Annotated in this window: 14 protein-coding genes; 11 read left to right on the top strand and 3 right to left on the bottom strand. The window is 68.0% G+C overall.

Annotation, left to right across the window (positions count from 1 at the left end; all coding sequences use genetic code 11):
- Positions 1-15 precede the first annotated feature (15 nt).
- Positions 16-879: an alpha/beta fold hydrolase gene (locus EV646_RS24380; protein ID WP_132152342.1), complete on the top strand. Its 864-nt coding sequence runs from the start codon at positions 16-18 to the stop codon at positions 877-879.
- On the opposite strand, the gene EV646_RS24385 is transcribed toward EV646_RS24380, so the two are convergent.
- Both EV646_RS24385 and EV646_RS24390 read right to left on the bottom strand, forming a co-directional pair.
- Entirely contained in the window at positions 845-1,729 is an 885-nt protein-coding gene (locus EV646_RS24385; protein WP_132152344.1) for an RNA polymerase sigma-70 factor, read from the bottom strand. The genes EV646_RS24380 and EV646_RS24385 overlap by 35 nt on opposite strands.
- Positions 1,726-2,277 (bottom strand): carboxymuconolactone decarboxylase family protein, encoded by a 552-nt coding sequence (locus EV646_RS24390; RefSeq protein ID WP_132152346.1) that lies wholly within the window; start codon positions 2,275-2,277, stop codon positions 1,726-1,728. The genes EV646_RS24385 and EV646_RS24390 overlap by 4 nt, the downstream gene beginning before the upstream one ends.
- Positions 2,278-2,504: 227 nt before the next feature.
- Between EV646_RS24390 and argC the strand changes: the two genes are divergently transcribed.
- From argC to EV646_RS24430, 8 genes are read left to right on the top strand one after another with little or no spacing between them, the layout of a single operon-like run.
- Complete coding sequence (argC, locus tag EV646_RS24395) at positions 2,505-3,545, top strand: N-acetyl-gamma-glutamyl-phosphate reductase (RefSeq protein ID WP_132152348.1); 1,041 nt, start codon at positions 2,505-2,507, stop codon at positions 3,543-3,545.
- Entirely contained in the window at positions 3,542-4,744 is a 1,203-nt protein-coding gene (gene argJ / locus EV646_RS24400) for a bifunctional glutamate N-acetyltransferase/amino-acid acetyltransferase ArgJ (RefSeq protein WP_132152350.1), read from the top strand. The genes argC and argJ overlap by 4 nt, the downstream gene beginning before the upstream one ends.
- Positions 4,741-5,628, top strand: coding sequence for an acetylglutamate kinase (gene argB, locus EV646_RS24405; protein WP_132152352.1), 888 nt, complete (start codon positions 4,741-4,743; stop codon positions 5,626-5,628). The genes argJ and argB overlap by 4 nt, the downstream gene beginning before the upstream one ends.
- Positions 5,625-6,827: an acetylornithine transaminase gene (locus EV646_RS24410; protein WP_132152354.1), complete on the top strand. Its 1,203-nt coding sequence runs from the start codon at positions 5,625-5,627 to the stop codon at positions 6,825-6,827. Before argB ends, EV646_RS24410 begins: the two co-directional genes overlap by 4 nt.
- Positions 6,824-7,756: an ornithine carbamoyltransferase gene (gene argF / locus EV646_RS24415; RefSeq protein WP_132152356.1), complete on the top strand. Its 933-nt coding sequence runs from the start codon at positions 6,824-6,826 to the stop codon at positions 7,754-7,756. The genes EV646_RS24410 and argF overlap by 4 nt, the downstream gene beginning before the upstream one ends.
- A complete protein-coding gene (locus EV646_RS24420) occupies positions 7,753-8,262 on the top strand; it encodes an arginine repressor (RefSeq protein WP_132152358.1) in 510 nt (169 codons plus the stop codon). Before argF ends, EV646_RS24420 begins: the two co-directional genes overlap by 4 nt.
- An 11-nt stretch (positions 8,263-8,273) precedes the next feature.
- Positions 8,274-9,689 carry an argininosuccinate lyase gene (argH, locus tag EV646_RS24425; protein ID WP_132152360.1) on the top strand — a complete coding sequence of 472 codons (1,416 nt, stop codon included), beginning with the start codon at positions 8,274-8,276 and terminating at the stop codon, positions 9,687-9,689.
- 43 nt (positions 9,690-9,732) lie between these two features.
- Positions 9,733-10,437, top strand: coding sequence for a DNA-3-methyladenine glycosylase (locus EV646_RS24430; protein WP_132152361.1), 705 nt, complete (start codon positions 9,733-9,735; stop codon positions 10,435-10,437).
- On the opposite strand, the gene EV646_RS24435 is transcribed toward EV646_RS24430, so the two are convergent.
- A complete protein-coding gene (locus tag EV646_RS24435) occupies positions 10,434-11,393 on the bottom strand; it encodes an LLM class flavin-dependent oxidoreductase (RefSeq protein ID WP_241996295.1) in 960 nt (319 codons plus the stop codon). The two genes, EV646_RS24430 and EV646_RS24435, sit on opposite strands and share 4 nt — an antisense overlap.
- Before the next feature lie 119 nt (positions 11,394-11,512).
- On the opposite strand from EV646_RS24435, the gene EV646_RS24440 reads away from it, so the two are divergent.
- Positions 11,513-12,550, top strand: coding sequence for an App1 family protein (locus EV646_RS24440; protein ID WP_132152363.1), 1,038 nt, complete (start codon positions 11,513-11,515; stop codon positions 12,548-12,550).
- Between the two features lie 49 nt (positions 12,551-12,599).
- Positions 12,600-13,904, top strand: coding sequence for a tyrosine--tRNA ligase (gene tyrS, locus EV646_RS24445; RefSeq protein WP_132152365.1), 1,305 nt, complete (start codon positions 12,600-12,602; stop codon positions 13,902-13,904).
- The last annotated feature ends 592 nt before the right edge of the window (positions 13,905-14,496 follow it).

The following is a 14,496-nucleotide window of genomic DNA, read 5'->3' on the forward strand; positions in this document are numbered from 1 at the left end:
GGTACACCGGGCTACATGGCTACCGTCACACACAAAACCGTCAACGTCGGCGGCGTCGACATCTTCTACCGCGAAGCCGGCCCGCCCGACGCTCCCGTCGTACTGCTGCCGCACGGCTACCCGTCCTCGTCCTTCCAGTACCGCGCCCTCATGCCCGCCCTCGCCGACGAATGGCGGCTGCTGGCGCCTGACTTCCCCGGGTTCGGGTACAGCGAGGCGCCGGCCGATTTCGACTACAGCTTCGGCGGTTATGCGGACCTGCTTGACGGGTTCGTCAAGGCATTGGGGGTGGAGCGGTTCGCGCTCTATCTCTTCGACTACGGCTCGCAAGCCGGTTTCCAGCTCGCCCTGAAGGACCCGGCGCGCATCGTCGCGCTGATCATCCAGAACGGTGACGCCTACGAGGAGACACTCGGGCCGAAGTACGACGCGTTGAAGGCGCACTGGGCCAACCCGTCGGACGAGCTCGCGCAAGCCGTCAGTTTCGAGGGCCTTCGCGAGGAGGTGCTCGGCGAGGTGGCACCTGAGGTTGCCGAGCGGATCAGCCCTGACCTCTGGCAGCTCGCCTGGCCGCTGATGCGCGACCACCGCGACATCATGGTCGGCTTCTTCGCTGAAATCGCCGAGAGCGTACGGCGGTTCCCGGAGTACCAGGCGTATCTGCGCAAGCATCAGCCGCCGACGCTGATCGTGTGGGGACCGCAGGACGGTTACATGCCGGCAGAGTCGGCCCGCGCGTACCTGACCGACGTACCTGATGCTGAGCTGCACCTGTTCGAGGACGGCGGTCACTGGTTGCTGGAGACGCACCTCGACGAGGTCGTGGCGCGTCTCCGGCCGTTCCTCACTCGTGTGCGTGCAGCGGCGGGACCGTGGTGAGCTTGTCCGGGTTGCGGATGAGGTAGAGGTCGGTGATCGCGTCGTCGGTGGTCTCCATGAAGATCACCGTGTCCGGCTCGTCGTCGAAGTAGGCGATGTACGCGGACTGACCGTTCAGGGTCGACATCCGGATCTCGTAGCCTTCGTTCCGCGCCAGCACACCGAACAGCCAGCGGGCGATCTTGTCCGCGCCGTGGATCGGGCGCAGCGCCGCCTGCTTCTTGCCGCCGCCGTCGCTGATCAGGACCGCGTCCGGCGCGAGCAGCGACACCACCTGATGGAAGTCGCCGGATCCGGCGGCCGCCATGAACTGCATGGTGAGCTCGTTGTGCCGCGCCTTGTCCACCGGCCGCCGCGGCTGCCGCGCCTCGACGTGCGACCGGGCCCGGTGAGCCAGCTGCCGTACGGCGGTCTCCGACCGGCCGAGCGTTTCGGCGATCTCGTCGTACGGGAGATCGAACACCTCACGCAGGACGAACGTGGCGCGCTCGAGCGGCGTGAGGGTCTCGAGTACGACGAGCATCGCCATGCTGACCGAGTCCGCCAGCTCGACAGTGTCGGCGGGGTCGTCTCCGATGGGCGTCAGCGGCTCCGGCAACCACGGGCCGACGTACTGCTCCCGCCGCGCCTTCTGCTCGCGCAGCCGGTTGAGCGCGAGCCGGGTGGTGATGCGGATCAGGTACGCGCGGGTGTCCCGCACCTCCTCGTGATCCACCCCTGCCCACCGCAACCAGGCCTCCTGTACGACGTCCTCCGCGTCGCTCACGCTGCCCACCACCCGGTACGCCGCGCCAACCAGCACCGACCGATGCTCATCGAACTCACGCGCCAAGGTCTCTTCCGTACTCACGCCGGCCTCAGCTCGCAATGATCCTTGAAGCCTTGGCTGGTGAGACCGAGGGCGGCGTTGAACCGGGAGCGGTAGTTCTCCAGCGAGATCATCGCGGTGAGCTCGACCAGTTGCTCGTCGGTCAGGTCGCGGCGCAGACGCTCGACCTGTTCATCGGTGACCTCCGGCGGAGTCGCCGTCATCGCCTCGGCGTAGTCCATTACTGCGCGCTCCAGATCCGTGTAGACGTCGCTGCCCCGCCACCCTGGCACATCCCGCAGCTTCGCCGGGGCGAGGCCTTGGTGATGAAACTCCCAATACCCGAAGTCCATGCACCAGCTGCACCCGATCCGCGCCGACACCACCATCACAGCGAGCGCCTTCAGCACCGGGTCCACGGTGTTCCATCGCGCCGCCGACCCCTCGGTCAGCAGCATCGTCGTCAGCACCCGCCGGTTGTGCAACGCCATCTTCCCGGGATCCGGCACCTTGCCGTACTTCTTCCGGCTGCCCCACTCCACCAACCGCACAAACCAGGTCCTGTCATGCTCAAGCGCGATCCGGGCCATGTGAGCCTCCTCAAGTCGTCGTCACCCTCTCGGACACGCGCCGGGCCACCCGGCGTGACGTGACCTGGCTCACATCATTGGTTGCGGTCTTCTGCGTCGCTGTGCATAGCGGTCAGCTTGGTGTGTGGCAGGGCTCGGGGCATCAGTGGTTCTACGTGAGTGGATCGGGTACCGGCCCGCTGGTGGACTGGTTGGATATTTTTCCGGTTCATGGCATACTCATTCATATGAGTGTGAAGGTGGCGGTGGCCGGTGCCAGTGGTTATGCGGGGGGTGAGCTGCTCCGGCTGCTGAGCGGGCATCCCGAGGTCGAGATCGGCGCGCTCACCGCCGGCGGCAATGCCGGTACGGCGCTCGGCGCCCACCATCCACACCTCGTGCCGCTGGCCGGGCGCACGCTGGTCGAGACCACGGCGGAGAGCCTCGCCGGTCACGACGTCGTGTTCCTGGCCCTCCCGCACGGACAGTCCGCAGAAATTTCAGTGCAGCTCGGCGCTCTTGACAACACAGTCACCGTGATCGACTGCGGCGCGGACTTCCGGCTGACCGAGGCCGAGGCCTGGGTGGAGTTCTACGGCGGTGAGTACGCCGGCTCCTGGCCGTACGGACTCCCGGAGCTCCCGGGTCAGCGGGACAAGCTCCGCGGCGCGAACCGGGTCGCCGTACCGGGGTGTTACCCCACGGTGTCGACCCTCGCCCTGCTGCCCGCCGTAAAGAACGGCCTCGTAGACCCCGGCCAGTTGGTGGTGGTCGCGGTGAGCGGGACGTCGGGAGCGGGCAAGGCGCCCAAGCCGCACCTGCTCGGTGCCGAGGTGATGGGGTCGGCCACGGCGTACGGCGTCGGCGGCGTCCACCGGCACACACCGGAGATCGAGCAGAACCTTTCCCCCTACGCCGATCAGCCGGTGAACGTGTCGTTCACCCCGGTGCTGGTGCCGATGTCGCGTGGCATCCTCGCCACCTGCAGCGCGCCGGTTGCCGACGGCACTGATCTCGCGACGCTGCGGAAGGCGTATGAAGACGCCTACAGCAACGAACCGTTCGTGCACGTGCTGCCGGAAGGGCAGTGGCCGCAGACGCAGGCCACCCTCGGCGCGAACACCGTGCAGCTCCAGCTCGCCCTCGACCAGCGGACCGGCCGCGCCGTCATCGTGGCCGCGATGGACAACCTCACCAAGGGCACCGCCGGCGGCGCCGTGCAGTGCATGAACCTGGCCACCGGTCTCGACGAGACCCTGGCCCTTCCCCTCGTAGGAGTCGCACCGTGACGATTGCAGTCACGCCCGACGCCCAGGTCGATCGGAGCGCCGGCGTGACCGCGCCGGCCGGCTTCCGCGCGGCCGGGGTGAGCGCCGGGATCAAGCCCGCCGGCAAGCCGGACCTCACCGTCGTCGTCAACGACGGCCCGCACGACGTCGCCGCCGGCGTCTTCACCACCAACAAGGTGAAGGCGGCGCCGGTGCTGTGGTCCCAGCAGGTTCTTACCGCCGGTAAGTTGCGCGCCGTCGTGCTGAACTCCGGCGGCGCCAACGCGTGCACCGGGCCGGAAGGCTTTCAGGACACCCACAAGACGGCCGAGAAGCTGGCCGAGGTGCTCGGCGTCGGTGCGGCCGAGATCGGTGTCTGCTCGACCGGCCTGATCGGCGAGCGGCTGCCGATGTCCGCGCTCATCCCTGGGATCGACCTGGCCGTCGCCGCACTGGGCGCCGGTCCCGCGGCAGGCTTGGCTGCGGCAACAGCGGTCATGACGACGGACAACGTGCCGAAGCAGGCCGCGCTGACGCATCCGGACGGCTGGAGCATCGGCGGGTTTGCGAAGGGCGCCGGGATGTGCGCGCCGAACATGGCGACGATGCTCAGCGTCATCACCACGGACGCCGTACTGGATCAGCCGCATCTCGACCACGCGCTGCGGAACGCCGTCGGCAAGACCTTCAACCGGCTCGACGTCGACGGCGGTACGTCGACCAACGACACGGTGCTGCTGCTCAGCTCCGGCGCCTCCGGCATCACGGTCACGCCCGAGGCCTTCGAAGCCGCGCTGACCACCCTGGCTGCTGACCTGGTGAAGCAGTTGCAGGCCGATGCCGAGGGCGTCACCAAGCACGTCAGCATCACGGTGCAGGGCGCGGCCACCGAGGCCGAGGCCGTCGCCGCCGCGAAGATCGTTGCCGAGGACAACCTCTGCAAGACCGCGTTCTTTGCCTCCGACCCCAACTGGGGCCGGATCGCGATGGCCGTCGGCAACGCTCCCACCGCGTTCGACCCGTCGTTGCTCGACATCACGTTGAACGGGGCACCGATCTGCGTTGCCGGCGGCAAGGGTGTCGACCGGTCCGAAGCCGACCTGAGCGGCCTCGAGATCGACGTGGTGATCGACCTGCACGCCGGCCCGGCGTCCGCGACGGTGCTCACCACCGACCTGTCGCACGCGTACGTCGAAGAGAACTCGGCGTACTCGTCATGAGTATCACCACGACTCACGCGCAAGCCGTCGAGAAGGCCGCTGTTCTCACCGAGGCGCTGCCCTGGCTGAAGCAGTTCCACGGCAAGACCGTTGTGGTGAAGTACGGCGGCAACGCCATGGTGGACGACGAGCTCAAGCGCGCGTTCGCCGAGGACATCGTCTTCCTCAGGTACGCCGGTGTCCGGGTCGTCGTCGTCCACGGCGGCGGGCCGCAGATCAGTGACATGCTCGGTCGCCTCGGCATCGACAGCGAGTTCCGTGGCGGCCTGCGGGTCACCACACCGGAGGCGATGGACGTCGTCGGCATGGTTCTGGTCGGCAAGGTCGGCCGGGAGCTGGTCGGTCTGCTGAACGCTCATGGCCCGTTCGCCGTCGGCATGTCCGGCGAGGACGCCGGTCTGTTCACCGCGGAACGCCGTACGGCGATCGTGGACGGCGAGTCGGTCGACATCGGGCTGGTCGGCGACGTGGTCGACGTACGGCCGGAAGCGGTGATCGACCTGATCGACGCGGGCCGGATCCCGGTGGTGTCGACGATCGCGCCGGACGAGGACGGCCAGGCGCACAACGTCAACGCCGACACCGCCGCGGCTGCGTTGGCCGTCGCGCTCGGCGCGGAGAAGCTCGTCGTACTGACCGATGTGGCCGGGCTGTACCGGAACTGGCCGGACAGCGACGAGATCATCACCCAGATCGACGCCGCCGAGCTGGCCGAACTGCTGCCGTCGCTGGCGTCCGGGATGGTGCCGAAGATGGAGGCCTGCCTGCGCGCGGTCGAGTCGGGCGTCTCCCGCGCGACCGTGATCGACGGCCGGGTGCCGCACTCGCTCCTACTCGAGATCTTCACAGACGCCGGAAGCGGAACCCAGGTGATTCCCTCATGACCGAGCTATTGACCGTCGACGGCACGCAATCGGCGCTGTCGCAGCGGTACTCGAGCGCGCTGATGAACACCTTCGGCGCGCCCAAGCGGGTGCTCGTCCGCGGTGAGGGTGCGTACCTCTGGGATGCCGACGGCAACAAGTACCTCGACCTGCTCGGCGGGCTCGCGGTGAACTGCCTCGGTCACGCGCACCCGTTCGTGGTGTCCGCGGTGACTTCGCAACTTGCCACGCTCGGGCACGTGTCGAACTTCTTTGCCTCCGCACCCCAGATCGCACTGGCCGAGAAGTTGCTCGGTCTCTTCGATGCCCCGGGCAAGGTGTTCTTCACCAACTCCGGCACCGAGGCGAACGAGGCCGCGTTCAAGATCACCCGCCGTACCGGCAGGACCAAGATCGTGTCCACCGTCGGCGCCTTCCACGGCCGGTCGATGGGCGCCCTCGCCGTGACCTGGAAACCGGCGTACCGGGAGCTGTTCGCACCGCTGCCGGGCGACGTGGAGTTCGTCCCGTACGGCGATGCCGAGGCGCTGGCCGCGGCGGTCGACGACGAGACGGCGGCGGTCGTGCTCGAGCCGATCCAGGGGGAGAACGGCGTCGTCGTACCGCCGGCCGGATACCTGCAGGCGGCTCGGCGGATTACCTCCGAGCACGGCGCCCTGCTGTGGATCGACGAGATCCAGACCGGGATCGGCCGGACCGGGACGTGGTTCGCGTTCGAGGCCGAAGGGATCACGCCGGACCTGGTGACCGTCGCCAAGGGCCTCGGCGCGGGCATCCCGATCGGCGCTTGCATCGGACTCGGCGCCGCCGCCGACTTGTTGCAGCCGGGCAACCACGGGACGACCTTTGGTGGGAACCCGGTTGCCGCGATCGCCGGCCTTGCTGTGCTGACGGTGATCGAGCGGGACGGGCTGCTGGCTCAGGTGAATGCTGTCGGCAACCACCTCGCGTCGTCGATCATTGCCCTCGACCACCGATTGATCGCCGGCGTCCGGGGCCGCGGGTTGCTGCTGGCAATCGAGCTGACCCAGCCGGTGTCGGACCAGGTGGCGCAGCTGGCGCTGGAGGCCGGGTTCGTGATCAACAACCCGATCCCGAACGCGTTGCGGCTGGCGCCGCCGTACATCCTGAGCAAGGCTGATGCCGACAGTTTCGTCGCGGCCCTCCCGGGCTTGCTGGACCAGGTGGAGGCGGGATGACGAGGCATTTTTTGCGAGATGACGATCTGAGCCCGGTCGAGCAGGACGAGGTCCTGACGCTGGCTGCTCAGCTGGCGGCCGATCGGTACAGTCACCAGCCGTTGGCCGGGCCGAAGACGGTCGCGGTGATCTTCGACAAGACGTCGACCCGGACCCGGATCTCGTTCGCGGTCGGGATCGCCGAGCTGGGCGGCGCGCCGCTGATCATCGACGCGCAGACCTCGCAGATGGGCCGCGGCGAGCCGATCGCCGACACCGCCCGCGTGCTCGACCGGCAGGTCGCGGCGATCGTCTGGCGGACGTTCGCGCACACCCGGATCGAGGAGATGGCCGCCGCATCGCGCGTGCCGGTCGTGAACGCGCTGACCGACGAGTTCCACCCGTGCCAGATCCTCGCGGACCTGCTCACCGTCCGGCAGCACAAGGGCTCGACCGCCGGACTGAAGCTGGTCTACCTCGGCGACGGCGCGAACAACATGGCGCACTCGTACCTGCTCGGCGGCGTCACCGCCGGGATGCACGTCGTGGTGGGCTCACCGGCCGAGTACCAGCCGGATCCCGCCGTACTCGCGAAGGCTGCCGAGATCGCTGTGGAGACCGGTGGGTCGGCCGCGTGGACCGCTGATCCTCTCGAGGCCGTGGACGGTGCCGATGTCGTTGCCACCGACACCTGGGTGTCGATGGGACAGGAGGCCGAGGCATCGTTGCGGGAGGCACCGTTCGTCCCGTTTGCGGTGACCGAGCAACTGATGTCGAAGGCAAGCTCCGACGCGATCGTGCTGCACTGCCTGCCGGCCTACCGGGGCAAGGAGATCGAGGCAGCGGTCATCGACGGACCGCAGTCGGTCGTCTGGGACGAAGCCGAGAACCGCCTGCATGCCCAAAAGGCCTTGCTCTCGTGGCTGTTGGCAAGGAGTTTCGAGGCATGAGCATCGCAGTGCCGACGACGAAGACCGCGCGTCAGCAGCGCATTGTCGACTTGCTCGGCCGGCAGCCGGTTCGCTCGCAGACCGAGCTCGCCGACCTGCTCGCCGACTCCGGTCTGGTCGTCGGCCAGGCAACGCTGTCCCGCGACCTGGTCGAGATCGGCGCGGTGAAGGTCCGCGACGCCGCCGGCCAGCTGGTGTACGCCGTACCGGGTGAAGGCGGTGACCGTACGCCGCGAGCCGGTGAGGCGGCCGCCTTCGAAGCCCGCCTCGCGCGGGTCGCATCGGAGTTGCTGGTGTCAGCCGAAGGCAGCGCCAACCTGGTCATCCTGCGAACCCCGCCGGGTGCGGCCCAGTACTTCGCGTCGGCGATCGACCACGTGGGACTGGACGACGTACTCGGCACCATCGCGGGCGACGACACCGTCATGGTCGTCTCCCGGAACCCGACCGGCGGACCCGCACTGGCCGCCCGCTTCCTGTCATTGGCCGCCCGCGAACCCAAGTAAGGACTGTTGAAATGAGTACGGGAGAGAGTGCATCGCTGTGGGGTAGCCGGTTTGTGGGTGGGCCGGCTGACGCTCTGGCGGCGTTGAGCAAGTCGACGGACTTCGACTGGCGGCTGGCGCCGTACGACATCGCCGGCTCGAAGGCGCATGCGAAGGTGCTGCACCGGGCCGGGCTGCTGACCGACGAGGACCTGTCGGCGATGCTGGCCGGTCTGGACGGGCTGCTCGACGACGTACTCGCGGGGAAGTTCGTGGCGGCCGAGAGCGACGAAGACGTGCACACCGCGCTGGAGCGTGGGCTGCTCGAGCGGCTGGGCGCTGAGCTCGGTGGGCGGCTGCGGGCCGGGCGCTCGCGGAACGACCAGGTCGCCACGCTGTTCAAGGGGTACCTGCGTGAGCACGGCCGGATCATCAGCCGCCTCGTGCTGGACCAGGTGAACACGCTGGCCGAGCAGGCGGAGAAGCACCTCGGCGTCGCCATGCCGGGCCGCACGCACCTCCAGCACGCGCAGCCGGTCCTGCTCTCGCACCACCTGCTGGCGCACGCCTGGCCGCTGATCCGCGACCTCGACCGGCTGGCTGACTGGGACGCTCGGGTCGCCGAGGACTCGCCGTACGGGTCTGGTGCGCTGGCGGGGAGCTCGCTCGGACTGGATCCGCAGTACGTCGCCACTGAGCTGGGCTTCACCAACTCGTCGGCGAACTCCATCGACGGGACCGCGTCACGAGACTTCGTGGCCGAGTTCGCCTTTGTCGCGGCGCAGATCGGTATCGACCTGTCCCGGCAGGCCGAAGAGGTGATCATCTGGGCGACGAAGGAGTTCGGCTTCGTCGAGCTGGACGACGCCTTCTCGACCGGGTCGAGCATCATGCCGCAGAAGAAGAACCCGGACATCGCCGAGCTCGCCCGCGGCAAGGCCGGCCGGCTGATCGGCAACCTGAGCGGCCTGCTGGCGACGCTGAAGGCGCAGCCGCTGGCGTACAACCGGGACCTGCAGGAGGACAAGGAGCCGGTCTTCGACTCCATCGACACCCTCGAGGTGCTGCTGCCCGCGTTCACCGGGATGATCCGGACGCTGCGGTTCCAGACGGACCGGCTGGAGGAGCTGGCGCCGCAGGGGTTCTCACTCGCGACCGACATCGCGGAGTGGCTGGTCCGGCAGAAGGTGCCGTTCCGGGTGGCGCATGAGGTCGCTGGTGCTTGCGTGCAGGAGTGCGAGAAGCGGGGGATCGAGCTCTGGGACCTGACCGACGAGGATCTGGCTGCCATTTCGCCGTCGCTCACGCCGGAGGTCCGCTCGGTGCTGACCGTCGAGGGGTCGCTGGCGTCCCGGAACACCCGCGGCGGTACGGCGGCCGACCGCGTCACCGAGCAGCTCACGGAACTCCGCACCCGCGCCGCCAAGCACACCACCCGCTTGGGCTAGCACCTTTAGTTGGCTCGAGCCTGGGTCGCTTAGGGTGCTGCGCATGCCGTTACGCCGCTCGCTGCTCGCAGGTCCCGTCCTCGAGGTAGCCCCGAAGGTCCTCGGCAGGGTCCTGCGGTGCACCACCGACGAGGGCGTGGTCGCCGTACGTCTCACCGAGGTCGAGGCGTACGACGGCCCGAACGACCCCGGCTCCCACGCGTACCGCGGCCAGACGGCTCGCAACGCGGTGATGTTCGGCCCGCCCGGGTTCCTGTACGTGTACTTCACCTACGGCATGCACTTCTGCATGAACATCAGCGCCGGCCCGGACGGTCAGCCTTCGGCGGTACTGCTCCGGGCCGGCGAGATCGTCGAAGGTGCCGACCTGGCGAGGGCCCGCCGTGGCGCGGCAAACGGTCAGCAGGTCAAGTTCAACCAGTCCGGTGGGGTGAAAGCAGGGCGGTCGGCTGGGGTGCTGCCAGGGCCGGTCGCGAAGCGGCCGAACGGGAACCCGGACCGCGACCTCGCGCGCGGTCCGGCCCGTATGTGCGTTGCCCTCGGCATCGGCCGCGACGACAACGGCGCCGACCTGCTGTCGAAGGACTCCCACGTCCAGCTCCTGCCCGGCCCCGGCTTCGACGGCGAGCCCGCCACCGGCCCCAGAGTCGGACTCCGCGAGGCCGCCGACTGGCCGTGGCGGTTCTGGATCCCCGGTGAGCCGACGGTCTCGCCGTACCGCCCGCACGTGCCCAAACGGCGCGCCTAGCGCTTGGCCAGCTCCAGCACGTAGTCGAGCTGCGGCAGGCCGTGCTCCACCTCTGGGTCCGGGAACAGCCCGATGTGGTGCGCCCCGGCGGCTTCCAGCTTCGCGATGTGCGCGGCGGCGTCGTCCACTGTGCCGACGGCTCCGATCTCGGTCCACCAGTCGACCGGCATCCCGACCAAGCCGTCCACACCGGAGTCGTCGTACAGCTTCTTGAGGTCGTCGAAGAACGGCAGCGCCGTGAGCCCCGGGTGGTTGTCGTTGATCCGCCACTCGAGCCACGGCGCGGTCCACTCGTACGCCGCCTTGCGGTCACTCCGCACACAGAAGGCGCTGAACACCGCGACCTGGAAGCCTTCCGGCGAACCGGCGTACTCCACCGACTGACGCACGTACGACGGAGTGGCCGGCTCCGCGAGTACGACGCCACCGCCGACGCGTCCGGCGAGTGCCATCGACTTCGGGCCCATGACCCCGAGCAGGATCGGTGGTGGCTGGACCGGGGGAGCGTCGAGCTTCACGTCCTGCAGGTAGACGGTCTTGCCGTCGACGCTCACGTTCTCACCCGCGAGCAGCCGTGTGACGGCAGTGGTGACCTCTTCGAGCGCAGTGAGCGGCGACTTCGGCCGGACGCCCATCTGCCCCATCCACTCCTGCACTCCATGACCGATGCCGGGCAGGAACCGCCCTGGCGCCAGCGCGTCCAGAGTGGCGAACTCCATCGCCGTGACCGCGGCCGTCCGTGCCACGGCGGGCACGATGCCGAGGCCGACGGTGAGGCGTTCGGTGGAGGTCAGAGCGGCGGCGACAAGGGACGGACCGGCGGTGTAGAAGCAGTCCTCGATGATCCACAACTCGTCGGCACCACCTCCGTCCAGACGGCGGGCGACGTCGGTCACCAGGGCAGCGGGGAAGGTCCGCGGGAAGCACATCCCAAGAGCGGCAGAGGTCTGTGTCATGCGACGACCGTAGGTGCTGGCGCCGACAGTTCTCAAAGGACTTCCGGCAGTTGGGTAAAGGTCTTCCCAGGGCGTGGGCCTGCAGGCATAGCGGACCTGGCTACGGGTAGGTTTCGAGCATGGCCCGTCCGCACTACTCGTCCCGTCTCGAGGACTGGTTCAACATCGGGGTGCAGGCGATCCTGCGGCGTCGCGGCTGGCGAGAGCGGATCATCCCGCACGTCGGCTACGGCACTACTGAGTCTGTCCGCGTGCTGGCGCGCGTCGTACTGAGTCGTGACCCGCGCAACCAGCCGCGGTACGACGAGGACCAGGTGGTGCGGGGCTGGCGCGTCTTCGTCACCGCACCGGCCACCAAGGTGCCCGTGTCGGTCACTGTGGGCGGCGAGACCTTCGAGGCCGTCACGGACCGCGGCGGCTTCATCGACCTCACCGTGCCGGTGGCGCTGCCGCCGGGGTGGCACGAGATCAACCTGGGGGTGCACGGCGAGCGGCAGGCCCGGGCGCGGGTGTACGTCCCGGACCCGGACGCGACCTTCGGTCTGGTCAGCGACATCGACGACACGGTGATGCTGACGATGCTGCCGCGTCCACTGATCGCCGCCTGGAACACCTTCGTCCGCGACGAGCAGGCGCGTCGCGTCGTACCAGGGATGGCCGAGCTGTACGCCGCTCTGCTGGCGGACCACCCAGGAGCGCCGATCTTCTACCTTTCCACGGGAGCCTGGAACACAGCACCTACCCTGACCCGCTTCCTGGCCCGGCACGGCTACCCGGCCGGCCCGCTGCTGCTCACGGACTGGGGGCCGACCAACACCGGCTGGTTCCGCAGCGGCCGGGAGCACAAGCGCACCGCGCTACGACGGCTGGCAGTGGAGTTCCCAAACGTCCGGTGGGTGCTGATCGGTGACGACGGCCAGCACGACCCCCAGCTGTACGGCGACTTCGCGCAGACGCATCCGGACCACGTGCGAGCCATCGGCATCCGCCAGCTGACTCCGGCGGAACAGGTCCTGTCTCACGGCCTCCCCGTCCCAAACCCGGACCCTGGTGCTCACGACCCACACCGCCCGACCGCCGCCACAGTCCACGCGCCGGACGGCCACGCGCTCCACCCGCAGTTGCGGGCAGTCCTCACCCGCCCCGACCCTGCTTGAGGCCCATACAGGACACTTGTAGCTGACCGACGTACTCGAGGAGAGACAAGTGACCGACAGCGGGACCGTAAGCCGCACCCAGGTGCTCGACGAGCTGGAGAGCCGTGGCCTGATCGCGCACTCCACCGATCCCGACGCGCTGCGGGCCGCTATGGCGGCCGGACCGATCACCTCCTATGTCGGCTTCGACCCCACTGCGCCCAGCCTGCACATGGGCAACCTGCTGCAGCTGCTGACGCTGCGCCGCCTCCAGCTGGCCGGCCACAACCCGATCGGCCTCGTCGGTGGCGCCACCGGTCTCATCGGCGACCCCAAGGAGTCGTCGGAGCGGGTGCTGAACCCGAAGGACGTCGTACAGCAGTGGGTCGAGAAGGTCCGCGGCCAGGTGGAGAAGTTCATCGACTTCGACCCAGCGCTGCCGAACCCAGGGCGCATCGTCAACAACTACGACTGGACCAAGGACCTCAACACCCTCGACTTCCTGCGTGACATCGGCAAGCACTTCCCGGTGAACCGGATGCTCGGCCGTGAGGTGGTGAAGGCGCGGCTGGAGCAGGGGATCAGCTACACCGAATTCAGCTACGTGCTGCTGCAGTCTCTGGACTACCTGGAGCTGTACCGCCGCCACAACTGCACGCTCCAGACAGGCGGCAGCGACCAGTGGGGCAACCTCACCGCCGGCGTGGAGCTCATCCGCCGTACTGAGGCCGGCAAGGCGCACGCACTGGCCACTCCGCTGGTGACGAAGGCTGACGGGACCAAGTTCGGCAAGACGGAGTCCGGCACGGTGTGGCTGGACCGGGAGCTGACGTCGCCGTACGCCTTCTACCAGTTCTGGTTCAACACCGACGACCGCGACGTGATGCAGCTGGTGCGGTTCTACACCTTCCGTACGCCGGAGGAGATCGCCGAGCTGGAGAAAGCGACAGCGGAGCGCCCGCAAGCCCGGGAAGCCCAGCGACTGCTCGCAGAGGACGTCACCACGCTGGTGCACGGCTCGGAGGAGACAACGCGGGTCCAGGAGGCATCCAGAGCGCTCTTCGGCCAGGGGGAGCTCGCATCCCTCGACGGCTCCACACTGGTCGCCGCACTCCGCGAAGCACCCCACGTCGAACTAGGGGCTGGCGAACCGATGCCGACGTACGGCGACCTGCTGGTGAAGTCAGGTCTGGTCGCCAGCAAGTCGGCGGCCCGGCGCACGGTCGCCGAGGGCGGTGGCTACCTCAACAACGAGAAGGTCAAGGACGCCGAGTACGTGCCCGGCTCCGATGACCTGCTGCCGGGGGGAGTGCTGGTGCTGCGCCGCGGGAAGCGTTCGTTTGCAGGGGTTCTGGCGTCGTCGGCTCTCGGCTGACGGCAGGGACTCCACTCCCACAAACGGGCTCCTGAGGGCAAATTACAGCCATGTGATCCTGCCCACCGGGAACCGATTTGACCGGCTACCTGGAAGCCACGTAATGTTCTTCTTGTTGGAGCGAGGCGCGGGACGCGAAAGCGGCCGGTCGCTCCGAACCCCCTAAGGCTAGCTGAGCCGAACCGCGTCGTCTGACTCGGGCCGGTAGCTTAGGCGCGGGTGGAGGGTCAGAAAATTGGGTCTTGACTCAGTGGATCTGCTCCGGTAGAGTAACGTAGGTTGCCCCGGAATCCTGGCCGAAAGGTCGAGATGCGGTGTGCGTCCGATTCTTGAGAACTCAACAGCGTGCCGAAAGTCAATGCCGAAATTTAAGTTGTATCCCCGTTCACAGGCATTGGTCGACTCTCCTAGCCCCTGGTCTTTGACTTTGGGTGGTGGGTTGTCTGTTGTTCTGTGGCGGATTCCTTTGAAATATTTTTGATTCAAGTCAGTTTGATTTGTTTCTGATTCAAAGGATCACTCGATGTGTCGACTCACCAGTTTTCTGGTTTGTCATATTTTTCAACGGAGAGTTTGATCCTGGCTCAGGACG

This window comes from Kribbella antiqua, assembly GCF_004345665.1.
Classification (GTDB): Bacteria; Actinomycetota; Actinomycetes; order Propionibacteriales; family Kribbellaceae; genus Kribbella; species Kribbella antiqua.